This is a genomic window from Bifidobacterium sp. M0399, assembly GCF_016100595.1.
Taxonomy (GTDB): domain Bacteria; phylum Actinomycetota; class Actinomycetes; order Actinomycetales; family Bifidobacteriaceae; genus Bombiscardovia; species Bombiscardovia polysaccharolytica.
The window spans coordinates 760,960-785,230 of the sequence record NZ_JACFSD010000001.1 but is presented as its reverse complement, the minus strand read 5'-3'; the positions used below and the strand labels follow the sequence as shown (position 1 = coordinate 785,230).

General features: G+C 61.6%; 15 protein-coding genes and 1 riboswitch. Of the genes, 6 read left to right on the top strand and 9 right to left on the bottom strand.

The window, feature by feature from the left end; translation table 11 throughout:
* Positions 1-278: 278 nt before the first annotated feature.
* From H3V09_RS03165 to H3V09_RS03145, 5 genes are all read right to left on the bottom strand, one after another.
* Positions 279-3,002 carry a sensor histidine kinase gene (locus tag H3V09_RS03165; protein WP_198190907.1) on the bottom strand — a complete coding sequence of 908 codons (2,724 nt, stop codon included), beginning with the start codon at positions 3,000-3,002 and terminating at the stop codon, positions 279-281.
* A gap of 718 nt (positions 3,003-3,720) precedes the next feature.
* Positions 3,721-4,704 (bottom strand): ribokinase, encoded by a 984-nt coding sequence (locus H3V09_RS03160; RefSeq protein WP_198190906.1) that lies wholly within the window; start codon positions 4,702-4,704, stop codon positions 3,721-3,723.
* A 54-nt stretch (positions 4,705-4,758) separates the two neighbouring features.
* Positions 4,759-5,793: a LacI family DNA-binding transcriptional regulator gene (locus tag H3V09_RS03155; RefSeq protein WP_198199029.1), complete on the bottom strand. Its 1,035-nt coding sequence runs from the start codon at positions 5,791-5,793 to the stop codon at positions 4,759-4,761.
* A 485-nt stretch (positions 5,794-6,278) separates the two neighbouring features.
* The gene (locus tag H3V09_RS03150) at positions 6,279-9,809 is read right to left on the bottom strand and encodes an RCC1 domain-containing protein (RefSeq protein WP_198190904.1); all 3,531 of its coding nucleotides are present in this window, start codon (positions 9,807-9,809) and stop codon (positions 6,279-6,281) included.
* A 508-nt stretch (positions 9,810-10,317) separates the two neighbouring features.
* On the bottom strand, positions 10,318-13,737 hold the full coding sequence (locus H3V09_RS03145; RefSeq protein ID WP_198190903.1) for an RCC1 domain-containing protein: 3,420 nt from the start codon (positions 13,735-13,737) through the stop codon (positions 10,318-10,320).
* Positions 13,738-13,991: 254 nt separating this feature from the next.
* Here H3V09_RS03145 and H3V09_RS03140 point away from each other — a divergent pair, with 254 nt between their 5' ends.
* The 6 genes from H3V09_RS03140 to H3V09_RS03115 all read left to right on the top strand — a co-directional run bounded on the left by H3V09_RS03140 (position 13,992) and on the right by H3V09_RS03115 (position 20,089).
* Entirely contained in the window at positions 13,992-15,371 is a 1,380-nt protein-coding gene (locus tag H3V09_RS03140) for an alpha/beta fold hydrolase (RefSeq protein ID WP_198190902.1), read from the top strand.
* A 10-nt stretch (positions 15,372-15,381) separates the two neighbouring features.
* Positions 15,382-16,185 (top strand): pyrroline-5-carboxylate reductase, encoded by an 804-nt coding sequence (gene proC, locus H3V09_RS03135; protein ID WP_198190901.1) that lies wholly within the window; start codon positions 15,382-15,384, stop codon positions 16,183-16,185.
* Between the two features lie 56 nt (positions 16,186-16,241).
* Positions 16,242-17,348, top strand: coding sequence for a redox-regulated ATPase YchF (ychF, locus tag H3V09_RS03130; RefSeq protein WP_110425366.1), 1,107 nt, complete (start codon positions 16,242-16,244; stop codon positions 17,346-17,348).
* Entirely contained in the window at positions 17,345-18,145 is an 801-nt protein-coding gene (locus H3V09_RS03125) for an alpha/beta fold hydrolase (RefSeq protein WP_198190900.1), read from the top strand. The genes ychF and H3V09_RS03125 overlap by 4 nt, the downstream gene beginning before the upstream one ends.
* A 35-nt stretch (positions 18,146-18,180) precedes the next feature.
* Complete coding sequence (locus H3V09_RS03120) at positions 18,181-18,975, top strand: L,D-transpeptidase (protein ID WP_198199028.1); 795 nt, start codon at positions 18,181-18,183, stop codon at positions 18,973-18,975.
* Between the two features lie 106 nt (positions 18,976-19,081).
* Positions 19,082-20,089: a bile acid:sodium symporter family protein gene (locus H3V09_RS03115; protein WP_198190898.1), complete on the top strand. Its 1,008-nt coding sequence runs from the start codon at positions 19,082-19,084 to the stop codon at positions 20,087-20,089.
* Between the two features lie 33 nt (positions 20,090-20,122).
* Here H3V09_RS03115 and H3V09_RS03110 read toward each other — a convergent pair whose 3' ends face one another.
* The 4 genes from H3V09_RS03110 to H3V09_RS03095 form a co-directional block, all read right to left on the bottom strand.
* Positions 20,123-20,503, bottom strand: coding sequence for a fluoride efflux transporter FluC (locus H3V09_RS03110; RefSeq protein ID WP_198190897.1), 381 nt, complete (start codon positions 20,501-20,503; stop codon positions 20,123-20,125).
* A complete protein-coding gene (locus H3V09_RS03105) occupies positions 20,500-20,937 on the bottom strand; it encodes a FluC/FEX family fluoride channel (RefSeq protein ID WP_198190896.1) in 438 nt (145 codons plus the stop codon). Before H3V09_RS03105 ends, H3V09_RS03110 begins: the two co-directional genes overlap by 4 nt.
* A gap of 90 nt (positions 20,938-21,027) precedes the next feature.
* Positions 21,028-21,100, bottom strand: a riboswitch (Fluoride riboswitch).
* Between the two features lie 47 nt (positions 21,101-21,147).
* A complete protein-coding gene (locus H3V09_RS03100; RefSeq protein ID WP_198190895.1) occupies positions 21,148-22,524 on the bottom strand; it encodes an ABC transporter ATP-binding protein in 1,377 nt (458 codons plus the stop codon).
* Positions 22,521-24,260: an ABC transporter permease gene (locus H3V09_RS03095; protein ID WP_198191128.1), complete on the bottom strand. Its 1,740-nt coding sequence runs from the start codon at positions 24,258-24,260 to the stop codon at positions 22,521-22,523. Before H3V09_RS03095 ends, H3V09_RS03100 begins: the two co-directional genes overlap by 4 nt.
* Positions 24,261-24,271: the final 11 nt, after the last annotated feature.

The following is a 24,271-nucleotide window of genomic DNA, read 5'->3' as shown; positions in this document are numbered from 1 at the left end:
CATCCAATTTTATCTGAGTTGAGTGTTGCTTGAAATTACAACTGGATTTAACTTGGATCCAGGGTAATCGCTGTCTGGTTGATTGCTGATTGAGTAATTGTTGGCTAAGCGACTGTCGTCGGAGAGACTTTCAACTGGTGAAGTTATGCTCGTCAGCAATCGATTCCCGGAGTGGCTAATCTTCGAGTTCGCGATTCATGGAGTGCTCAATTTTCCGATTGTGCTGATTACCTGACACGGTCATTTTCCTGTTTGCCATCCATAGGAGGTGCTTATCATCAAGAACGCTCACGCCTGGAGTCTGGGTGGTCCTGTTGGTCCGATTGGGCATGCTCTGGTTCCTTATCCTGTTGCGATTGTTCCGAATAGTTGTCAAGCTGATCATCAAGATCTACTGGCAGGGGTTTGGCTGGGTGAAGAGCCGGTATATGTGGGTTTTTACGGGTGGGCTCGCCCATATGGTTCCTGTCTGAGTTGAGGCTCTTGTTTGGGGAATCGGCGGTGTCGGTGTTTGAGCGCAGACCGGTGCTGGAACTGTGACGCAGGACGGTCAGCAGTTGTCGCATGCGAGCCAGGGCCTGGCGTCCTTGAGAAGCAATGTCGCCGAAGGCTTGCGCTACCTGCTCTGGGGGAGGGTTCACCCCTTTGACCTGATAATGGTTCAACTCGGAGATGGCTTTGGTAGTGGATGCAATGACTGTATTCAGGGTTGCGGCCACTTCTACCTGCATGGTAGAGCCAATGAGTTCGCGCTCTTGATTGGCTGCCAGAGCCTGGCTTTCCTGCAGGGTCTGGTTTAGCGCGCGCTCGCGTTCCTGCTGGAGGAGCAGGACCGAACCACGAGTACGTCGGCGTGAGGCAATCAGAATGGTCAGCAGACAGATCAGGGCCGGTGCGGCCATCACTATGAAAAGTGTTACATGGGATTCAGAGAAAGATGATTCTGCCGGGCCTTCTATCATGTAGGCCAGAATGGTTGGACACCCTTGGTTATTGGCTACACATCTGACAGCCCATAAAACCGTATCCGTGATGACCGCCAACGGAACCCACCGCCGGGTGGTGTATTTACCGTAAACCATTGCTGAATAGACGGCGACTGGGGATAAGACTGCAGCTTCTGGCAGCCAGGGTGAGAAGAGCAGCAGCAGGGCGGCAACTGCAGACACTATGGCGGCGCAAATGCCGGGACGGACCCTGCGCACAATCAGAGGCAAAGCGATACCTAGCGTGGCGATGATCCTTACTGGTCGGCCCGGATCATATTGTCGCGTGACAGGTGCTATAGCAAGAGCTTGACCTGGATTCTCTATCAATACGAGTCCGATTACCAAACCCAGGTCGGCCGTCAATGGATGGCGTTGAAACCAGACGAAGAGCGTGGAGACAATTGAGCGCAGGGACCATTGAGCTTGTCGATTGGCACGTACCCCCGCTTCAGGGTCGGACTTTGGCGGAGTGGCAAAAGGAATCCACGCTTGGAGGTGGTACCCGCCTTCTGTTTCGGGACCAGTTTGAAGGTTGCCTCCAAGAGAAGTCAGTCGTTCGCGCATCCCTAAAAGACCGAAACCTGAATGCGTAGGTCGGTCCATCTGTGGCGGAGAATCTGAATTGGTAGAGGCATGGTCAAATGGGCGGTCGTCAATGGTTAGACACAAACCGTCCGTGAGCCACTGTTCTTCAACTAGCACAGCCGAAGCCGGAGCGGCATGTTTGCGAACATTGGTCAATGCTTCTTGCAGCACTCGGTAAGCAGTTATGGCGCGGCTGCGATCCAGCTTTTCTGGGCAGGGTCGGCCTTCAATGCGTCGGCTGAATTGGGATTTCGGCTGAGCAAGTCGGGCGGCATCTATCAGGTCTGACCATGATTTATAGCTGGTCGGCGGATTGTTTGAAGAGGTGGCAACCGAGGGCCAGGTACGCGCATTGTCGGCCGTATCCATGTTGGCCTTGGCAGTGTTGGCAGCTGGAATCTCTTTGATTGTGGGAAGATGGCCGCTGGCTTGGCTCGGCTGAGTGCAATCTGTTCCGGCTGGATTCAGATTATGAGCGTTCGCGGATTGACTAGCGGAATTCGTTTGGGCAGTTGCTTGAGATTGGTCAGGCGGCTGGATATGGGCTGGGTTCGTTGGTGGTGGGGAGGAAGAGGGTTGGCCTGGAAGAGAATCCGCTGTTTTTTGGCTGGTTTCGGATGCCGGGTTGGGTGGAGCCTTGAGTTTGCCAAAAAGCGAGCTCAGCTCACGTAGGGCGCGGCGGCTCTCTTGATCAATGGTGCGCATGGTCTTGAGAGCAAGGTTCGCATCGGCAGTGGCTGCGTACCTGCCGGCATCTGCCTGCACAATGACAATGGACAGAGTGTGAGCGACTACATCGTGCATTTCACGCGCTATGCGGGCCCGCTCAGCGCTGGCAGACAGGGCCGCGCTTTGCTCTGCCTGCAGGGCCAAGGCGTGGTTGCGTCGCCGGGCCTCATCAATGGCATCCCTTCTGGTCCGCGTCCAGTAGGCTGCAACGATGGCTATGAGCAGCAGAAGCCCCTCGATCAGCAAATTCGATAGGAAGGTGATTGCCAGATCTTTGAATGAGGTCGGCAACATTGAGATGTGGTCCGGCCACGTCTTGCCCGGAGGCAGAAATCCCAGATCGACCAATGTGAAGACAAGGCAGGATAGGGGTGTCATGACCCAGGCCACAGTCAGATAGAGTCGGCGCCAGGATGGACGTCCGTAGAGCAGACAGGAATAGACCATCACCAGGCAGACTGCGTCGGAGAGCATGATGGCAGGTCCCAACAGGAGCTGAGCCAGAGCCACAGCGACGAAGAGCCCGGCTGCTACGTTCGGGAATCGGCGACGGATAACGACAGGGGCTATGAGCAGGACCGTCCACATCAGGATCAGGTTTTCCTGCAAGGGGATCAGAGCCCCATCTCGTAGATTGGCGCTGGAGCCGCTCACCAGCAGAAACAGAAGGATGGCGAAGAGAGCGTCAGTCAGTAGCATTCGATTATTGGACCTGGTGATTGGTCGCTGCGCTGTTTGACTGACTGTGTTCATGGAATCAACAATATTCGGGGACAGCGGGAGGTGCCATCAGTCCGAGGGATGATGAGGTCAAACGCGGTCCCAGGCTGTCGCAAGGCGGATGAGCCGGAGTAGTTGTAATCGGGAACGGGCGCTTAGTGGTGAGTCAAAAGATGGCGGCCTTGCATATGACGATTGGTGATCAGCTGTCTGACACTTGGACAGACTTGTTGCCGCTCCTTGCCGTGGTGCTGCTCACGCATTCTCGCATCGAATGATTCTCTGCATAGCTTATACGGCCAAGACACACGCGTACTCTCCAATGCCCGTCCGATCCTTAGATGCATTTAACTGGCGCTAATAACAGATTCCGTGCTTGAATTCAGTTGGCAACAAAAGCGAATTTCGGACTTGCTCTCAGTTGGCAATGAGTCTAAATTCCACATTTGCACTTAACTGGCAACAAGTATGCATCCCATATTCATTCATCCAGCCTCTATTGCACAGATACCAGTCAGGCCGACGAACCGTCGTGCAATTCGCAACGGTTCATCGGCCTGACAACGCAGGGGAGGGAGTCAGCAGCGCTCTACCTGTCTAATCGTTGGACCCTGACCAGCGGACCCTGGTTACAAGACCCCGGTGGTCAGGATTCCGATGACTCGACCTTGATAGCTCCGGCCCCGAACGTTCAGACTCAGGAGAAACGCAGCCTAATCTGCTCGGCCGTGCCGTAGGAGGCCTGCGCCCCCTGCCCGGTGGCAGCGTAGGCGGAGACGTAGGAGGCCAGCTGGGCGGCCTGCACCAGGGTCATGTTGGAGGCAAGGCCAGCTAGCACGGTGCCCATGAAGGCGTCCCCGCAGCCAGTGGTGTCCACAGCGTCCACATGCACGGCGTGAATCCGGTAGGTCTGGCCATGGTCCAGCACCATGGATCCTTCGCCGCCCAGGGTGACAATCGCCCGGTGGAAGCCGAAGTCCTGCATGGTCTGGTTGATCCGGTCCCAGTCGGCCCCCAGCCAGTCGCCGTCCTCGGGTTCGTCAATGCCCAGAAGCTGGGCCATCTCATGCTCGTTGACCAGGATTAGGTCCGAGTTGGCGATCAGGTCGGCGGGCAGGTCGGCGCGGAATGGGGAGTCGTTGAGCAGCACGGTCATGCCGGCCTCGTGGCCCATCCGCGCGGCCTCGGTGACCGTCTCGATGGGACTCTCCAGGCACAAGCCCAGCACCTTGGCCGAGGTCAGGGCCTGGCGGGAGCGGTGGGCGTAGTCCACATCCACCTTGCCGTTGGAGCCGGGGGAGTAGACGATGGTGTTCTCACCGCGCGCATCCACGGTGATGACTGTGGTTCCGCTGGCTCCTGGAACGGTCATCACATGGGAGACGTCCACCCCGGCGTTGCCCAGCTGCCCCAGCAGAAAGTCAGCGTTGGAGTCGGATCCTACGGCCCCGAAGAGCCTGACCTGGGCGCCGATGCGGGCAGCGGTCGCCGCCTGGTTGGCTGACTTGCCCCCGGGAAGCACCTGCAGGGGACCCCCGTTGATGGTCTCGCCAGGCTTGGGCAGCCGGTCGGTGTTGACGGTGTAGTCCGCATTCATGGACCCGACCACCGAGATGGATCCCTTGATGGTATCCAGTCCCTTGAGCACCTGGTCGGATGCCGCCGCCATATCTTTAATCATGTTTCTCCGTTCCTTGATGAGCTTGTCCGCCTTGATGATCACACTGTGACAGGTTCAGGGATCCTGGCCGGTGTGCGCGGGCGGGCGCCCCACCGAGGCGCAGTGGCGGTAGCTGGTCTGCAGCCGGACCGACCGCACGGGCGAGCCTGCCATCAGCTGCAGGAGCATGTCTACGCAGCGGGTCCCCATGGTGTCGATTTGCTGGGAGATGGTCGACACTGCCGGGGTTAGGATGCGGAAGACGGGCAGGTCGTCGAAGGTGATCATGGACAGGTCCTCGCCGATGCTGATTCCTCGGGACTGGGTCGTTTTGATGGCGCGTATGGCATCCAGGGAGGATCCGAAGAGCACCCCGGTGATTCCCTGCCGGACCCAGAGGTCGATCATATCGGGGTCGAAAGTGCCGGGCTCTACCTGGTCGGTCAAGGGGTCGTCCATGCCCTCGATGCCTGCCAGCAGGTTGCGGTATACGTCCAGGCGTTCCCGGAAGGTGGCCGATTCCTTGAGGGGCCCAGGCACCAGGGTGATACGTCGGTGGCCATTGACGTGCAGATCCTCAAGGGCCTTTCTCAGGCCGGGCTCGGGGTCGGCGTCCACGCAGGGGATGGCCCGTCCGTCGCGTCCGGTGGCACCTTCGGCGGCACGGTCCACGCAGACCAGGGGCAGCCCGCGTCGGGTCAGCTCCTCCAGGGTGTGGGAAGAGCGCGGCCCGGGCACGATGATGGCTCCGTCAATGTGCTGGCCCAGCAGGTTGCGCACCTGGGCCCGGTCCTCGCCGGGGTCGCCCTGGATTGAGGTGCAGATCAGGGTCTGGAAGCCATGGTTGAGCAGCTGGCCCTGGATCAGATAGGCCAGGTCTGCGAAGTAGGAGTTGCGGATGTCGGGGATGAGCAGGCCGATGGTGCGCGAGTGGGTGGAGTGCATGGATCGGGCTCGGGAGTCCGGCACATAGTGCAGGTCGTGGATGACCTGGTTGATGCGCTGTCGAGTGGCAGGGGAGATGCGCCCGGAGTCGTTAAGGGCTCGGGAGACCGTCGATACGGAGACACCGGCCTGTTGGGCCACATCCCTGATCGTCGCGTACGCCATCATGGCCTTTCGTCGAAGTGGTCGGCCGCCGGGCCGGACTGCCGACCTCGGCGGTTGCCTGACCGCCGCCATGGGCAGGCGAACGGTTCTGACAGCCTTCAGTTATATCAGTGCGGTAACGATACCGCAACTTTCGCAGCATGGCCCGTCGAGGCTTGGCTATAAGTAAGGGCGGTCGCGGCTAAATGTTCGGGGATGAAGCTGCTGTTTGCGCGATTATGCTGGGATAGGGAGAGGACAGCGGCCGGGCTGGTTGAAGGCTGTTGAGCCTCCTGGCTGGCCTGTCCGTGTTTCCTCCTCTCCCAAGCGGAGGCGGGGGCGTGCATGCCTGCCCTCGTGCTTCCTGCCTGCAGAAGTGTGGTGGGGGCGCGGGAGGGGGGGTATCGGCTCTCTTGGGGTTTGAGCCTTAAGTGACACTTTCCCTCCCTGCTCCCCAGTGCTTGGCCGGGGACGGGGGAGGGAGGTGATACGCTATCCGGCCTGTCTTACTCGTGCGAAGCATCTGAGAGACTATGCGTTTCCCTTCGGTGGCGGCGGGATGCCAGGACCCCGCCCATGCTGGTCATGCCGGTGGCCAGGGCGAGCAGGATGCCCTCCCCTCCGGCTCTGGGGAGCACGCCTACGGGCAGGTACGTGTATTGGAGGGAGGTGTCCGGCGTTTTGGGTGCGCCGCCCAGCGTGTAGTCCACGCTGACCGTGACCGTGCCCGGCGCGTGTGCGGGCGTCGTCACAGTCGCGCTGCTGCCATCGCCGCGCGTCAATCCTGATACGAGGGTCTGGTCGAATCTGACGCTGGTGATCACCAGCTGTAGGTTGAACGCCACCGGCACAGGAGCCGATTTGTCGTTTGTGGTGTCGTCGCCGAGCTGGCCGGTGTCGTTGCTTCCCCATGCGTAGGCGTTTCCGTCGCTGCCCACTGCCAGCGAATGATTGAATCCGGAGCTGACCTGTGTGGCTTTCAGACCTTGGTCCTTGTCTGTGGGGTTGGCGGGGTCGCGCACGCGCATAGGAACAGGATTCGCGTCACCGAACCAGCTGGCAGTGTTGTTGCCGAGCGCGCCTTGCTGGTTGCATCCCCATGCGTAGGCGTTTCCGTCGCTGCCCACTGCCAGCGAATGAGTGTTCCCGCCGCTGATCTGTGTGTAGGTGAAGTCCGCAGGCGTGCCTGCAGGCGACCTGACTTTGACCGGCGTAGTCTGATTAGTGGTCGTCCCGTCGCCGAGCTGGCCATACTCGTTGTCTCCCAATGCGTAGGCGTTTCCGTCGCTGCCCAGGGCCAGCGAATAAAATCGTCCGGCGCCGACTTGCACGTAGGTGAAGTCCGCGGGCGCGTCTGTAGGCTTCTCCACTTTGACCGGCGCAGTTCGGTGGGTGGTCGTCCCGTCGCCGAGCTGGCCATTCCTGTTGTCTCCCCATGCGTAGGCGTTGCCGTCGCTGCCCAGGGCCAGCGAGTGATAGCCTCCGGCGTTGACCTGTGTGTAGGTGAAGTCCGCGGGCGTGTCTGCAGGCGGCACGACTTTGACCGGCGTAGTCTGGTCGGTTTCCGTCCCGTCGGCGAGCTGGCCGAGGTAGTTGTATCCCCATGCGTAGGTCTTGCCGTCGCTGCCCAGGGCCAGCGAATGCCGGCATCCGGCGCTGACTTGCACGTAGGTGAAGTCCGCGGGCGCGTCTGTAGGCTTCTCCACTTTGACTGGCGTAGTCCGGCGGGTGGTCGTCCCGTCGCCGAGCCGGCCATTGGCGTTGCTTCCCCATGCGTATACGTATCCGTCGCTGCCTAGGGCCAGTGAATGCTGACCTCCTGCGCTGACCTGCACGTAGGTGAAGTCCGCGGGCGCGTCTGTAGGTTTCTCCACTTTGACCGGCGCAGTCCGGCTGGTTCTCGTCCCGTCGCCGAGCTGGCCATACCTGTTGTCTCCCCATGCGTAGGCGTTCCCGTCGCTGCCCACCGCCAAGGAAAAGCCAAAGGTATTCATACTGTCGTATGTTGAACCGCTGACCCGGGTGAATCTGATGCCTCGGCTGGTGTCTGGCGGGGTGATGGTGGTGGATTCCTTACCCAGCTGGCTACCCTGGTCGGGGTTGATTTTCCACGTGTTGTTGGGGTCTTTGAATGTCCATTTGGCGGTGAGGGTGAGGTTCTGGGTGACGGGCTTGCTGAAGTCGTAGGCGATTTCCCCGATGAACCATCCGTCGAACAGGTAGCCTTCAAGCGTCGGGTCGGGGGAGGGCCGCTTCACCCTGCCGTACGGGGTAGTGAAATTCTGGTCTGTTGGTTCGGGGCTTCCCCCGCCCGTGTCGAAACGGACCGTGTGCGTGGATTGTTGCTCGACGCTTCTGGTCAGGGTCTGGTCGACGGTGTAGTTGAGGTTTTTGGTGAAGGGCTGGCCGTCCTGTTTGCCGGCGATGGTGATGATGGCTGGTCCAGGCTGGCGGGCGGGCATGTCCGTCTGCCATGAGTCGTTGTTCCTGGTGATCATCAATGCTTGGCCGTCCGTGCTGGCTGATTCCAGGATGGGCGCCTGTGTGGTGTCGATTCTTGCCGGCTGGCCTGGCTGGTCCTGCTCGCCCAGGCTCCAGCGGTATATGAAGCCTTGTCTGCTGATGGCGGTGATCCCGCTGCCGGTGTTAGCGGCCTGCGTGTACGGCTGGCTCCCGTCGTCCGCGCGCTTGGGTGTTCCGTCGGGTTTCCAGGCCCAGATGTGGCCGTCCTTGTCGACGATGATGGCCTGGCTCCTGTCAGCCGTGATCCTACTGGCTTGCATGCTTTCCGGCAGGCTTACGGCTGTGGGACTGGTTGTGCTGTCGGCCAGGTACCGGGCGTGTCCGTCAGTGTCCAGGAGGAGGAACCCTTGGCTGAGGCCTTGGGCCTGGACGGTGCGCGTGCCCAGGTCCTGTTTGATGCGTGCGGGTTTGGCGTTTCCGGTGTTGCTCACATCCCATGTCCAGGCCTGCCCGTCCGCGTCCACGATGAGAGCCTGGCTGCCGGAGGCGAGGGCGGTGACGGCCTGCGCCTGTCCGGGCAGGCTGGTTGCGGCTTGTTCGGCGAGCTTTGCAGCCGGGTCCTGGGTGTCGGACTGGCTGGCTTGGAAGACGTGGACGCGGCTTTGCCGGTCCATGGCCAGCAGCAGGTCGTCGTTGATGCTGATGCTGGTGAACCTGGTGTCCTGGCCGGTGTCGAGGATCGTGGGCGTCGACTGCTGGCTGGTCCAGGTGTAGATCCGCTGGTCGGATCCCAAGGCGGCCTGCCAATGGCTGCCGGCTGCCGCCTGCAGGTAGCGGAACCCGTCGGGAGCCTGAACAGGGGCGGGAACCTGCTTGGGCGTGCTGTCCTGCGTCCAGGCGTGGATGCGGCCGTCGCCGGTTAACCCGACCATCTGATCTCCTGCTGCTTGGATGCTGACGTAGCAGGGCTCCTGTCTGTCGGGCGGGCTGATGGCCAGGCGGGCGCCGGTGGCGGGCCCGTGATCCGGGCTCAGCGTCCAGTCCGCGGTCTTCGACCACTGGGCTTTCAGGGTCGTGTCCCGGAGGATCGGGGTCTGCAAGTCATAGGGCCGGCCGTCAAGCATCCACCCGTCGAACCGGAAGCCTTGACGCTGCGGGTTCTGCTGCGGAGGGGATACGAGGGTCCCGGTCTTCACTGTTGACTGTGTTGGCTTGCTGCCGTCGGCCGGGTCGAAACGCACCATGTACGAAGCCTGGTCTTCCGTCTTGCCGGCCGATTCAGCCGGAGCGGAGCCTGCGCTGTCCGGATTGCCCGTCATCGATGACGGGGTGCTGGGCGTGGGGCTTAATGGCGTGGCGGCTTGTATCGGCGAGGGCGAGGAAAGGGGAGTGCCTGTTGCGCTGCTGGAAAGAGTGGCGGAGGACTGCTCAGCTACGCTAGGGGTCTGAAGACCCCCTCCCCCGGAGGGGACAGGAGCGTCGTCTTGGGCGGATGCGATACCCAAGCCTGCCAGCAGGCCCAGCAGGACGATCATCATCGCCATGATGCGATGCAGCCGGGAAACCAGACGCATGAAGCCAAAACCCCTTCACCAAACACCAAGTAGAGCAAACGCCGCTTGCCTATACAAGGTTCTTCCTGTCGGAAAGCCCTTCTACCTACCAGCGCCAGTCCTACATCAAATTGCAGGAGCCAATGGCGGGACCCAGCCGTCTTACCGACATCCCCTGTCCTTCACCCTACCACCCAGCCCACCAACAACACACGAGCCAAATCAGCAGCCCGGCGACGATAATTAACTCGGTTGGCGAAAGCGGTTGTTGACAGCAATTAAGCCGGGATCGTGAGCACGGACAGCGGCCAGAGCTGGCTCAGGTTGTAACCCTATGTCCTGCCCTGCTTTGTTCATCTCTTTCTAGGGCGGAAAAAAGAAGGGCCAGTTGGTATTCTGCTGGCGGAAGTGTGGTGAGGGGGGCGCAAGAGGAGTGTCGGCTTCTTGGGAATTGAGCCATGTATGACACCTCTCTTTGTGCCCCCCCCCCTGAGCGGGTGGTCGTGGGTTGACCCACCTGCCGGCCTTCTTACTCGTGTGAAATGCGCAGGAGCCGACGTGTTTCTCTCCTTTGGCGGCGGGATGCCAGGACCCCGCCCATGCCAGTTATGCCGGTGGCCAGGGCCAGCACTATGCCCTCACCGCCCGCCCGGGGGAGCACGCCTGCATGCGTGTACATGTATCTGAGGGAGGTGTCAGTCAGCGTGTTTCCAGCGCCGCCCATCGTGTAGTCCACGCTGACCGTGACCAGGCCCGGCTGATGCGGGGGTGTGAGCACGGTGACGCTATTGCTGTTGCTGACAGGAATCAGGTGCGTGCCGGAGCTGGTGTCGAACCTGGCTGCGGTGATCACCGGCTGCATGTTGAACGCCACCTGCACGGGAGCTAACTTGTTGTTTGTGGTGCCGTCGCCGAGCTGACCGTTTCCGTTGTTCCCCCAGGCGTATGTGTTTCCGTCGCTGTCTAGGGCCAGTGAATGCCAGTATCCGGCGCTGACCTGTGTGGCTTTCAGTCCTTTGCTCGTGTCAGTGGGGCTGGCGGGGTCACGCACGCGCGCAGGAAAAGGATTCCCACTGTAACTGTCGTTGGTGGTGTTGTTACCGAGCTGGCCCTTGATGTTCCATCCCCAGGCGTATGCGTATCCGTCGCTGCCCACGGCCAGTGAATGATTGTATCCGGCGCTGATTTGTGTGGCTTTCAACCCTCTACTCGCGTCGGAGGGGTTGCTGGGGTCGCGTACGCGCACAGAGAAAGCCGAATGTGAATCCTCAGAGATGTCGTTGGTATTGTCGCCAAGCTGTCCATAGCTGTTCCATCCCCAGGCGTACACGTATCCATTGCTGCCCAAAGCAAGCGAATGCAAGTTTCCTGCACTGATTTGTATGGCTTGTAGCCCCTTGCTTGCATCAGCGGGACTGTCGGGATCGCGCACTTGCACAGGAAAAGACGAATACTCACTACGGCCGCTGATGTTGTTGCCGAGTTGGCCATACCAGTTGTATCCCCAGGCGTATACGTATCCGTCGCTGCTTAGGGCCAGCGAATGCCAGTATCCGGCGCTGACCTGTATGGCCTTTAGTCCTTTGCTCTCATCAGTCGGGCTGCCGGGGTCACGCACGCGCACAGGAACATGATTCGAATCGTTGCTGCTGCTGGTGGTGTTGTTGCCGAGTTGGCCGAAGCCGTTGTTTCCCCAGGCGTACACGTAACCATCACTGCCCAAGGCCAGCGAATGCCGACCTCCAGCGCTGACCTGCACGTAGGTGAAATCCGCCGGCAGGTCTGGATACCTCTCTTGATCAGGCTTCTTCACCATCACCGGCGTAGACCGGGAGTTTTTGGCCGTCCCGTCGCCAAGCTGACCATACGTGTTGTCTCCCCAGGCGTATGCGTTCCCGTCGCTGCCCACAGCCAGGGAGAAAGAACCTGTCTTTGAGCTGCTGATCTGGTTGAACTTGATACCATTTGTATTGGTTGGTGGAGTAATGGTGGTCGTTTCACCGCCGATTTGGCTACCCGTATCAGGGCTTATTGCCCACTTGTTTGACGACCAATGGGCAGTAAGTCTGAGGTCCTTGGTGACGGGCTTGCTGAAGTCGTAGGCGACTTTGTCGATGAACCATCCGTAGAACTGGTAGCCAGCGCGCGTCGGGTCTGGTGAGGGGCGCTTCACCCTCCCGTACGGGTAGTTGACTTTCTGGGGTTCGAGTTCCTGGCTTCCTCCGGCTGTATTGAAGGTGACCGTATGGGTGGAATACTGTTGGACATCCCTTAACAGTGGCTGGTCGACAGTGTACTTGAGATTCTTGGTGAAAGGCTGTCCATCTTGCCTGCCGGTGATAGCGATAATGGCTTGCCCGGGCTTGTGGGCTGGAGCATCCACCTGCCAGGTGTCGTCTTTTTTGCTGATTGCCAATGCCTGGCCGCTCATGCTGGCTGATTGCAGAGTGGGTGCTGTGTCGGCGTTGATTCTTGTTGGCTTGCCTGGTTGGCCCTGTTTGTTCAGGATCCACGTGAAAATGTCGCCTTGCCTGTCCAAGGCGATGATCCTGTCACCTGTTGCGGCAGCCTGCACGTAGTGCTGGTTCCCGTTGTCTGCGCGAGCGAGCTCCTCGCCTGGCTTCCAGGACCAGAGGCGGCCGCCCTTGTCTGTGATTATGGCTTGGTCATTGCTGGCGCTGATCCGGCTGGCTTTCATGCTTTCTGGCAGGTTGACGGCTTTGGCGCTGGTTGTGCTGTCGTCCAGATACAGGGCTTGTCCGTCAGCGTCCAGCAGGAGCAGACCCTGGTTAAGAGCTGCAGTCTGGATGATGCGCACGCCCTGGTCCTGCATGATGGGTGATGGCCTCATATTTCCTGCTTGGCCTGGCTTCCATGCCCAGGCTTGCCCGTCTGCGTCCACGATGAGGGTCCGGTTAGGGGAGGCGGCGACGATTATCGCCTGTGCTTTCCCTGGCAGGCTGATTGTGGACTGCTCCGTAAGTTTCATGTTCTGACTGTCGGCCTGATCGGCCTGGAAGATGTGGACACAGCCCTGCTGGTCTACGGCCAGCAGCCTATCGCTTCCTGTGCTGATAGTTGTGAACCTGATGTTCCGGTCAGTGTCGAGGATGGTGGGCGTGGGTTGTTGGCTGGCCCAGATGTAGATTTGCTTGTCGGATCCGAGGGCCGCCTGCCATTGGCTGCCGGCTGCAGCTTGCAGGTAGTGGAATCTGTCTGGAGCCTGGGCGGGGAAAGGAACTTGTTTTTGTGTGCCGTCTTGTGCCCAAACGTAGATTCTGCCGTCGCCGGTCAGGCTGAAAACCTGGCTGCCTGCGGTATGGAAGCTCGTGTAGTAGGGTTCCTGCCTGTCGGGCGGGCTGATGGTCAGTCGCGCGCCGGATGCGGGCCCGTGGTCCGGGCTCAGCGTCCAGTCCGTGGTCTTCGACCACTGGGCTTTCAGGGTCGTGTCCTGGAGGATGGGGGTCTGCAAGTCGAAAGGCTGGCCGTCATGAGTCCACCCGTCGAACCGGAAGCCTTGACGCTGAGGATTCTCTTGCGGGGCAGCGGCGAGGGTGCCGGTTTTCACGGTTGTTTGTGTGGGCTTGCTGCCGTTGGCCGGGTCGAAACGCACCATGTGCGAAGCCTGATTATCAGCATGGGATGGCTTGGCGGGAGCTGATGCTGGGCTGTCGGGCGTGCCCGTCGGCGATGACGGGGTGTTTGGACTTGGTGAGGGGTTTAATGACGTGGTGGCTTGTATCGGCGAGGGTGAGGAAAGGGGAGTGTCTGTTGCGCTGCCGGGGAGAGTGGCGGAGGACTGCTCAGCTACGCTAGGGGTCTGAAGACCCCCTCCCCCGGAGAGGACAGGAGCGTCGTCTTGGGCGGATGCGATACCCAAGCCTGCCAGCAGGCCCAGCAGGACGACCATCATGGCCATGATGCGACGCAGCCGGGAAACCAGACGCATGAAGCCAAAACCCCTTCACCAAACACCAAGTAGAGCAAACGCCGCTTGCCTATACAAGGTTCTTCCTATCGGAAAGCCCTTCTACCTGCCAACGCTGGCCCTGTTCTGGATTACAGGAACCGTGGCGGAAGCCAGCAGTCCTCCCGATGTCCCCTGTGTCTCACCCTACCACCCAGCCCAGCAACAACACATAAGCCAGGTCCAACCGCCCGGCGACAATGAACCCGACTGACCTGTAGGAAAGGAGCCAGCGTATGACCAACCAGGGATACTATCTGCCGGGACTCTACGTGTGTGAGGGGTCTATCCCCGTTCCTCTGGACTGGGCGGGCAGTGAACCTGGCGTCTGGCGAGCCGAAGATCATTCGGACCAGGCGGTCATCCGCTTCTTCTACCGCGTGGTCTGCGCCCCCGAGCATGTCCACGACGACCTTCCGCTGCTGGTCTACCTGCAGGGGGGACCTGGCTATGGGGCTCCACGGCCGCTGAGCGCCACTGCCGACGGGTGGATGGCCGAGGCCTTGCACCACTTCCGTATTGTCCTGCCCGACCAGCGGGGTACAGGTCGGTCCAGCGCCATCGACGGAACCACTATGGCATCCATAGGAGAGCCCCGTGCCCAGGCCGATTATCTGAAACATTTTCTGGCGGACTCCATCATTCGGGACTTCGAGCACTTGCGTCGCACGGTCTTCGCCGGCCGCCCCTGGGTGGCCTTGGGTCAGAGTTTCGGCGGCTATCTGACCCTGGCCTACCTGTCGAACTTCCCCCAGGGGCTGGCTGCGGCCTTCACCGCCGGGGGCGTGCCTCATATCCCCACTGATGCCTACGAGCTATTCTCTCATACCTTCACCAAAATGGCTCAGCGGTCCCAGGCCTTCTACCAGCGCTATCCGAGGGATCAAGACCGTGTGGCGGCCATTGCCGACCGGCTGGCCCAGGGTGATGTGGTCCTGCCCGGCGGCGATACCCTGAGCGTGGAGCGGCTGCAGACCCTGGGCGCCGACCTGGGCAAGAAAGGCGGGTTCGAGCGTCTCCACTGGTTGCTGGACACGGCCTTCCTGGATGGCGATGGCAGCCTGCCAGCTTCCGGTACTGACGGCTCCCGGGCCACCCTGTCGCAGACCTTCCTGGAGGGGGTGCGGGCGGCTACCTCGGTCAGCCCGCTCTACTGGCCCTTGCAGGAGTTCATCTACGCCGACGGGGACTGCGGCCCCCTGCGCTGGGCAGGGCAGCGGGTGCGCGATGCCCGACCCGAATTTGATACTGCTGCCCGCCCGCTCATGTTCACAGGGGAGGCGATCTTCCCCTGGATGTTCGATCAGGAGTCGGCCCTACGTCCCTTCGGCCCGGCGGTCAGCCTGCTCATGGAGGAGGGCTCCTGGGGCCACCTGTACGATCCCGACCGCCTGGTCGACAATCAGGTTCCTCTACAAGCCGCGGTCTATGCCGACGACCTCTACGTGCCCTCCGAGCTCCAGCTGGACACCCTCTCGCGCGTGGGCCATTCCCATGCCTGGGTGACCAACGAGTTCGAGCACGACGGTCTGCACGGGGACGGGGTCTTCGCCCACCTCTACCGGCTGGCCCTGGAGCGCGGCGATCTGGAGGGGCTCTTCCCGGCGCGCGGCTAGACTTGAGGACATGAACACGGACTCATTGACTCTTGGATTCATCGGATACGGCAACATGGCCCAAGCCATGGCCCAGGGGCTTGTCGACGCGGGTGTGCTGCCCGGCGGCCGGATTGTGGCTTGCGCAGCCCACTATGACCGGCTAGTGGAGCGGACGGCTCAGCTAGGTGTGCGGCCCATGCACTCCGGCACCGAGGTGGCCGCGGCTGCCGACCTTGTGATTCTGGCCGTCAAGCCGGGGCAGGTGACCCATGTCTGCGAACCCATCCGTCATGAGCTGGCTGATCCGGACCGCATGGTCCTGTCCGTTGTGGGCGGCATGACCATTGAGGATTATGCCGACATCCTTGAGGAGGGCACCCACCTGATTTGCGCTATCCCCAACACCCCCATTTCAGTGGGGCAGGGGATTCTGGTCACCCAGGAGGACGACACCCTGACCGACCAGCAACGGGAGCTCTTCACCCAGGTCTTTGACCCGGTGGCCATGATCGAGCGTTTGCCCCGGGAGCTGGTCTCGGTGGGGACGACCATCGCCGGATGTGCGCCCGCCTACACGGCCATGTATATGGAGGCTCTGGCTGACGCTGGGGTGGAGCATGGGCTGCCCAGGCAGGCGGCCTACCGGCTGGCGGCGCGAATGGTGGAGGGGACTGGAGCCCTCTACCTGGCCACCGGCACCAACCCCGGGGCCATGAAGGACGCGGTCTGCTCACCGGGCGGAACCACAATCAAGGGTGTTGCATCCTTGGAGAAGCACGGCTTCCGTGGAGCGGTTATTGAGGCTATTGATGCGGTGGAGCGCGGTGACTGAGCCTGCCGCTCTATGGGGAGCCACGCCGGGGCAGTCCGGGCAATAGACTGGTGGATATGTCGTTAACCATAGGAATCGTCGGGCTGCCCAACGTTGGCAAGTCCACACTCTTCAACGCCCTCACCCGCAACAACGTTCTGGCGGAGAACTACCCCTTCGCCACCATCGAGCCCAACACCGGCATCGTGCCCCTGCCCGACGACCGGCTGCCCGTCCTGGCCAAGCTGGTCCACACGGACAAGATCGTGCCCGCCACGGTCACCTTCGTGGACATCGCCGGCATCGTCAAGGGGGCCTCCGAGGGGGAGGGGCTGGGCAACCAATTCCTGGCCAACATCCGCGAGGCCGACGCCATCTGCGAGGTGGTACGCGCTTTCAATGACGACGACATTGTCCACGTCAACGGCAAGGTGGATCCGGCCGACGACATCGATACCATCAATACCGAGCTGATCCTGGCCGACATGCAGACTATCGACAAGGCCCTGCCCAAGCTGGAGAAGGACCAGCGCGGGGGCAAGATCAAACCCGCCTACCTGGACACCGTCCGCAAGGCCAAGGAGATTCTGGGCCAGGGGCGGACCATCGACCAGGCGGCCCAGGCCGGGGACATCGACAAGGATGAGCTCTACGACCTGCATCTGATGACTGCCAAGCCTTTTATCTACGTCTTCAACGTGGATGACGACGAACTGCAGAATGTTGATATGAAAAAGCAGCTGGCTGACTCCGTGGCTCCCGCGCCTGCCATCTTCCTTAACGCTCAGTTCGAGTCCGAGCTGACCGAGCTTGATGAGGCGGATGCCCGCGAGATGCTGACCGATGCCGGGCTCAAGGAGTCCGGCCTGGACCAGCTGGCCCGGGTGGGCTTCGACATCCTTGGTCTGCAGACCTTCCTGACCGCCGGGGTCAAGGAGGTGCGCGCCTGGCAGATCCACAAGGGCTGGACCGCCCCCCAGGCCGCCGGGGTCATCCACACCGATTTCGAGAAGGGCTTCATCAAGGCCGAGGTGGTCTCCTACGACGACTTCGTGGCCGCCGACGGGTCCTACGCCAAGGTGCGCGAGGAAGGCAAGATGCGCCTTGAGGGCAAGGACTATGTCATGCAGGACGGCGACATCGTGGAGTTCAAGACCGGCATCCCCTCCGGTGCCAAGAAGTGAGTACCAGGCCCGGGTTCGCCATTCGCCGGGGTCATGGGCTGCCGCTGATTTTTGTACACGGGTCGGGTGTGGATCACCACATTTTCGATGACTTGGACCCCGTTTTCGAACGGGTGGGCGGCTTTGAGCGGATCTACCTGGACCAGCCCGGCTTTGGCCGCACGCCACCCGACCCGTCCATCCTCGACCTGGACGGTTTGGCTCGGTGGCTGGATGACCAGGTGGACATTTTCAGCGGAGGAGGCCCCTTCGCCCTGGTGGGCAACTCCCTGGGTGGGCTGCTCAGTCGTCATGCCGCCGCTGGTCGTTTGGATCGCTGCCGGGGGATGGCCCTGCTCTCTTCGGTGGTCGACCCGGTGACCGCCCACAGGCGCCTGCCCTCACGTCAGGTGCTGGTCCATGACGACCAGGGCCTGGCCGACGCGGACGAGTTCACCAGGCATGCTTACCGGCAGATGGCAGTGGTGGAGTCCCGGGGGCACTTGGAAGCCTACCAACGCACCATCATGCCCGGCATTCGTTCGGCCGATGCCGATACGGTGGCTCGAATGGAGAAGTACTACCAGTTGGATCTGGACTTCGACCAGGTTTGGTCCAGGTTCATAGCCCCGGTGCTCTTCGTCTGCGGCCGCCAGGACGACCGTGTAGGCTACTTGGACCAGTTTGACCTGGCCTGCCGCTTCCCCCGGGCCTCCTACTCGGTGCTGGACCGGGCCGGCCACAATGTGCAGATTGAGCAGACCGCCTTGGTTTGCGACCTGCTGGAGGATTGGGCCAGGCAGGTGCTGAAAGGCTGAGGCCGTCCTGGTTTCTTCTGTCGCTAAAATGAACTGTGCATACAGGTTCGTTCAATGGCGACGAAGGGAAGGACATGGCTGACTGGGGATTGGATTGCAAACGCCTTAAGCGGCGTGTGCTTGCCATGCTCCGTTGGCTGCTGGACCCCGTCCGCCGCACGCCTGTGGTAGTTACAACCGCCTTGCTGACGCTGTTGCTGGCAGTCATGATCGCCAACCTGTTCCAGCCGGTGAATGCGGCTCATGCCGAACGATCCGCGGGTGCGAGCGCTTCTGGCGCATCCACTGTTTCTACGAGACGATTCCCCAAGGTGCATCATCACAGCAAACCTAATTCCTCTTCATCAACCGCAAGGGTTCAGAAGACAGACCCTGCTGGTACCTCCATCCAACCTGTCGATTGGCTCAAGCCTTCGCAGCAGATCGATTACCCGGATCCTGCAGCCCATCCTGGCCTCTCCCTGGAGGTCAGCCTTCAGGACCAGCGGGTTTATGTGCGCGACGGGTCCGAACTGCTCTACACCATGTATGCCTCGTCGGGCATGGGTGACTCCACGCCCAGGGGAAGCTTCCGCATCCAAGCCGAACGTGGCGACCACTTCTACAATCCCAGTGAGGGGATGGGCGCCCGTTACTACACCAGTTTTTTGAACCACGGGGTCTTCCTTTTCCACTCGGTTCCCACTGATTCCAGCGGCAGCTACATCAAGGAGGAAGCCGACCTGTTGGGCGTCCGACCCAGCTCCCACGGTTGCATCCGACTGACGGTGCCCGACGCTCGATGGATCATGCAGTTCGTGCCCACTGGCACGCCCGTTTTGGTCACGTGAATTTCAGCACGTCCAAAATGTGACCATTCACCTGCGCACACGCCTTGGGTTTCCTAACTTTGCCCCTACCACAGAGAGAATTATCGAGAGGAAGTGGTCAGGAATCATGCAAAAGGTGCAGCGGTTCAGTGACTGGTTGACTAAGTGGTTCATCCTGGTGGTCCTAGCGTGGGCCGCCATTAACTTCTTTGTCCCGCAGATTAGCATTTGGGCCCGTAGCTACACCAACTACTTCCTGAGCATTATTCTCTTCGGCATGGGGCTGACCCTGAGCTTGGACGATTTCAAGCGAATCATCAAGATGCCTCTCATGGTCATCGTTGGCACCGTGGCCCACTACCTGATCATGCCCCTGCTGGCCGTGCTGCTCTGCCGCATCTTTCGCTTGGACGGCATGATCGCCGTGGGAGTCATCTTGGTGGGCTGCTGCCCCTCGGGAACCTCATCCAACGTCATGTCTTACCTGTCGCGTGGCGACGTTGCCCTGGACGTGTCCATAGGCTTGCTTTCCACACTGTGTGCGCCCTTCATGATCCCCATGCTGATGAACCTGCTGGCCAGCCAGTATGTGGCCATCCCCACCAAGCAGCTCTTCCTGACCGCCCTTGAGGTGGTGCTCATCCCCATCGCCCTGGGCCTGGCTGTCCACGCCTTCTTCAAGGAGAAGGTGCAGAAGGTGACCGTGGCCCTGCCGGCGGTCTCGCAGATCGCCATCCTGATCATCATCGGCGTAGTGGTCTCCGTCAACCATGCCAAGCTCTTCACCGCCGCCACCGCCCTGGTCCTGCCGGTGGTCATGCTCCACAACCTATGCGGGTATGGGCTGGGCTTCCTCTTCAGCCGGCTCATGTACCGCATCTACCCCAAGGGGTTCCGCTACGCTCAGCAGAAGGCCATCACTTTCGAGGTGGGTATGCAGGATTCCGGACTGGGCGCGACCCTGGCCCTGCAGGCCTTCGCTGCCGACCCGATTGTGGCCATCCCCTCCACCTTCTTCAGCGTCTGGCACAACATCTCCGGCTCGGTACTGTCTGCCTGGTGGCGTCGGCATGATGACCGTCTGGGGATTGCTGCCGACTCCGCCCAGGGTCGTCCGGAACTGGCTCGCGCCTAGGTTCCGCAGCTCCTTGATTGCTGGCTGGATCTGCTACATGCCCGGTCCGGCCAGCAGGAAACCCAGGGCTGTCAGCAGGGGCGGCAGGAGCATTGAGGCTGCCAGATAGCCAAGAGCCGCCAGATGCCGTCTCTGCCGGGTCAGGGCCAACACTTCGTTGACCGCTGTCGAGAAGGTGGAGAAGCCGCCCAGCAGTCCTGTGGCCAGCAGCAGCCGTCCCCAGGCGGGCAGTCCGTGGAAGGCGGCCAGTGCGGTCACCAGTCCTGCAGCCAATCCGGCCAGCAGGTTGATGATCATGGTCGAGAGGGGCAGGTCCACCTGCCAGCGGGCCTTGACCAGGGTATCCAACAGGTAGCGAAGTCCGGCACCCAGGCCGCCGCACAGGCAGATCAGCAATGTAAATGCAATGGTCATCGCACACCCGCCTGGATGTGTGCGGCCAGACGTGCTCCCAGCGCGGCCATGGCCCAGGAGACCATCAGGCCTCCGGCAAAGGAGATCAGCAGGTAGGCAAGGGTTGCCCGGACTTGACCGCCCGACAGTCCTTGGACCAGTTCCAGCGAGAGGGTGGACATGGTCGACAGCCCTCCGCACAGGCCCATGCCCAGGCCCCTGTTGGTCAGTTGCCTTTGGCGCGCGTGTGCGCTTTTGGGCAGCCCGGCCAGGAAGGCGGTCAGCAGGGCGTAGACTGCGCAGGCGATCAGGTTGGCCAGGAGGGTTCCCGCATGCAACGGTCCGGCCTGGCCCGGCAGCAGGCTCAGGGAATACCGGCATCCGGTGCCTAGGGCTCCACCTAGAATCACCACCACAGCTGTGGCCATGTCAGGTCTGGTAAGGGGTTTGGTCATTGAAGGCCTCGGTTCCCGACGGATCAGCGTCCGCAGGGACGGGCTGAATGGCATGCGCCTGCACCCGGCCCGTGGACGGGATCGTCGAATCGTGGTGCAGGAACTATCAGCAGTTTGCGGTTCGGGGCCCAAGCTCCGGGCGGGTTCCATCGCCCGGAGCCCATTCTATGAGTGGAAGGGGACCGTAACTGACGTGGCTGCCGCAACAGCTCACTCGGTGTGGTTCTCCGGATCCAGGGTCAGCCGGTCGTCGTCGGCATCGTAGTCGAAGAGCTCGCCGTAGCGACCCCAGGTGATGGCGGTGTCGAACTGCTGGACGGCCTCCTTGTCCGAGTGGTGGGCCCGCAGCAGGTCCAGGATAAGAGAGCCGTGCAGACTCTTGTCGTCACTGTTCTTCAGGGCCCGGTCGATGATGCGGATCAGCGGAACATGATCCATCAGCATGTGTGAGAACATCTCCTTGCTCTCCAGGATGTCGGCATCATGCCAGGCCCGGCCTTGGTCGGTCAGCCTGACGTGCCCGTTGTCGGCTTGGAAGATGCCTAGCATAAGTCCGGCGTCGATCAGGGGGAAGAGGTCGTCCACCTCAAAGGAGAGCTTGGCGGCCAGGTCGGCCAGGTCCATGCCGTTGGGCTGGTTGACCATGACATCGGCCAGGCCTGCCAGGCCGCCGGGGGTGGCGTCGGGCAGGTTGCGCTCGGCGGTCTCCTCGCCCCGCACCGAGTCCCGCACGGCCTGACGGTTGCGCACCTTGGTCTGCAGACGGCGGCGGATATCCTCGCTGTCGCGCTGGCCGGTCAGGATTGAGTAGAGGTAGTCCACGCAGGACTGGAAGAGGTCGGACTGCTTGTCCCTAGGCCTGTCCAGATTGATGGGCACGTTGGCGATGACCCGGCCGGGATGCGAATCCAGGACCAGGACCCGGTCGGCCATCTCCACGGCTTCCTCGATGTTGTGGGTGACGATCAGGACCGACTTGACGCTGCCAGCCTCCTCGGACCAGACCTTGAGGACCTCCTGGCGGAGATTCTCGGCTGTCAGCACGTCCAGGGCCGAGAAGGGCTCGTCCATGAAGAGGGCATCCGGCTTGAGGACCAGGGCCCGGGCGATGCCCACGCGCTGGCGCATGCCGCCGGAGAGCTCTTTGGGGTAGGCGCTTTCGAAGCCGTCCAGGCCTATGGCATCGATGGCAGCCAGGGAGAGTTTCTCGCGTTCCTTCTTGGGCACGCCCCGGGCCTGCAGGCCCAATTCGACGTTGTCTTTGACAGTCAGCCAGGGCATCAGGGCGAAGCTCTGGAAGACTAGGGCCACGCCGGGGTTGGGCCCGTCCAGCTGCTTGCCCCGGTATTCGACGCTGCCCTTGCTGGCTGGAACCAGACCGGCGAGGATGCGCAGCAGGGTGGACTTGCCGGCGCCTGAGCGGCCCAGGATGGCCACCACCTCGCCCTCGTGCAGGGTGAAGTCAATATTGTCCAGGACGGTCAGCTCCGCGCCCTTGTCAGACTGGTAGGTCTTGGTCACGTGCTCGGCCGTGATGATCCCGTTGGAATTGATCTTGGTCATTGTCGAACCTTTCAGACTTCTCATGTCAGGGAATAGCGCCGTTGTGCCAGTGATTGCAGGGGAGACCAGAAGAACCGGTCGGCCAGGACCACGAAGATGCTCATGACGGCCACACCAAGGATGATGCGGGGGGTGTCGCCGGTGGCGGTCACCTGGGCTATGTAGGCACCCAGGCCCCGGGCCGTCAGTTCCGTTTTGCCGTAGGAGACCACCTCGGAGACGATGGAGGCATTCCAAGCCCCGCCCGCCGCTGTGATGCCGCCGGTGCACCAGGAGCCGAACAGGGCCGGTAGGATCAGGGTCTTCCATCGTTGCCAGCGGTTCTGTCCCAGACTGCGCGACATCTCCAGCAGGTCGTCGGGGATGGCCGAGGCCCCGGCGATGACGTTGAAGAGGATGTACCACTGGGTGCCCAGGGCCATAAGCAGGATGCTGCCCCAGTTGATGTCGATTCGCCAGATGATGAAAACCATGGTGACGAAGGGGAAGATGAAGTTGGCCGGGAAGGAGGCCAGGATCTGCACCAGGGGCTGCAGGTAGCGGGAGATGCGCGGATTCATGCCGATCAGAGCACCTATCGGGACCCAGACGATGGTGCAGACCACCATCAGGATCAGCACTCGCAGGAAGGTCAGCAAACCTAGCTGGAAGACGTGCCCGACCTCGCCCAGGCCCAGAGGATGGATGACCATACGGTCCAGCTGCCAGAGACCCCACAGGCCGATCAGAGCCAGGCAGGCCCACCAAACCAGATCGCTTGCCCTCCTGCGTCCGCCGCCACGGCTCCAACGCGCTCCAGTGCGGCCCAGGGGGCGGGTGATCCGATCCAGCATGTCCGCCAAGGGGTGGCCCACCAGGCCCAACAGGTCCTTGACCCCGGACAGGCGGATGACCGTCAGCACCAGGCTGCGCCGGGGCTCGGTGGACTGGCTGCTGGTGTAGCGGAACTTCTCAGCCCAGGCGGTCAGCGGCTTCCAGAGCAGGAAATCAATCAGCAGAACCACCACGATCATGGTCAGGATGGCCAGGCCCACCTTGCCCAGGTCCTGCTCGGCGGTGGCCTCCTCCACAAAGGAGCCGATGCCTGGCAGGGCCAGGGTCCTGTTGTTGACCGAGATCATCTCGGAGGCAGTCAGGAAGAACCAGCCGCCGCCCATGCTCATCATGCAGTTCCAGAGCAGGGGAATCATGGAGTTGGGCACGTCCAGTTTCCAGAAGCGTTGCCAGCGGGTCAGGCGCATCAGCCTCACCGCCTCGTCCAGGTCGGCGGGTTCGCTGGTCAGTGAGTTATAGAAGGAGAAGGCCATGTTCCAGGCCTGGCTGGTGAAGATGGCGAAAATGGAGGCCGCCTCCACGCCCATGATGGAACCGGGGAAGAGGACCAGCCAGATGGAGATGGTGGCCGACAGGAAGCCCAGGACGGGCACCGACTGCAGGATGTCCAGCAGGGGGATGAGTACGGCGCCAAGGCGACGGGAGCGCGCGGCGGCCAGCCCGTAGAGGAAGGCGAAGACCAGGGAGATGATCAGGGCCGTGAACATACGGAAGAGGGAGCGCAGCGCGTAGTAGGGCAGGTTTGACGGGTCGGTGGAGACGTGCGAGGGTACGCCGGCGGGGCCGATGGGGGCACCCAGTGCCGGCAGCAGATAGGCCAGGGCCCCCAGCAAAACCAGGGCGCCTATTGCTACGGCAAGGCCCGTCCATATGCGGGTGGAGCGCGATGCCTGGCTGCGGTCGTCGTTCAGTGGCGAACGGAGCATTCCCGGCAGTG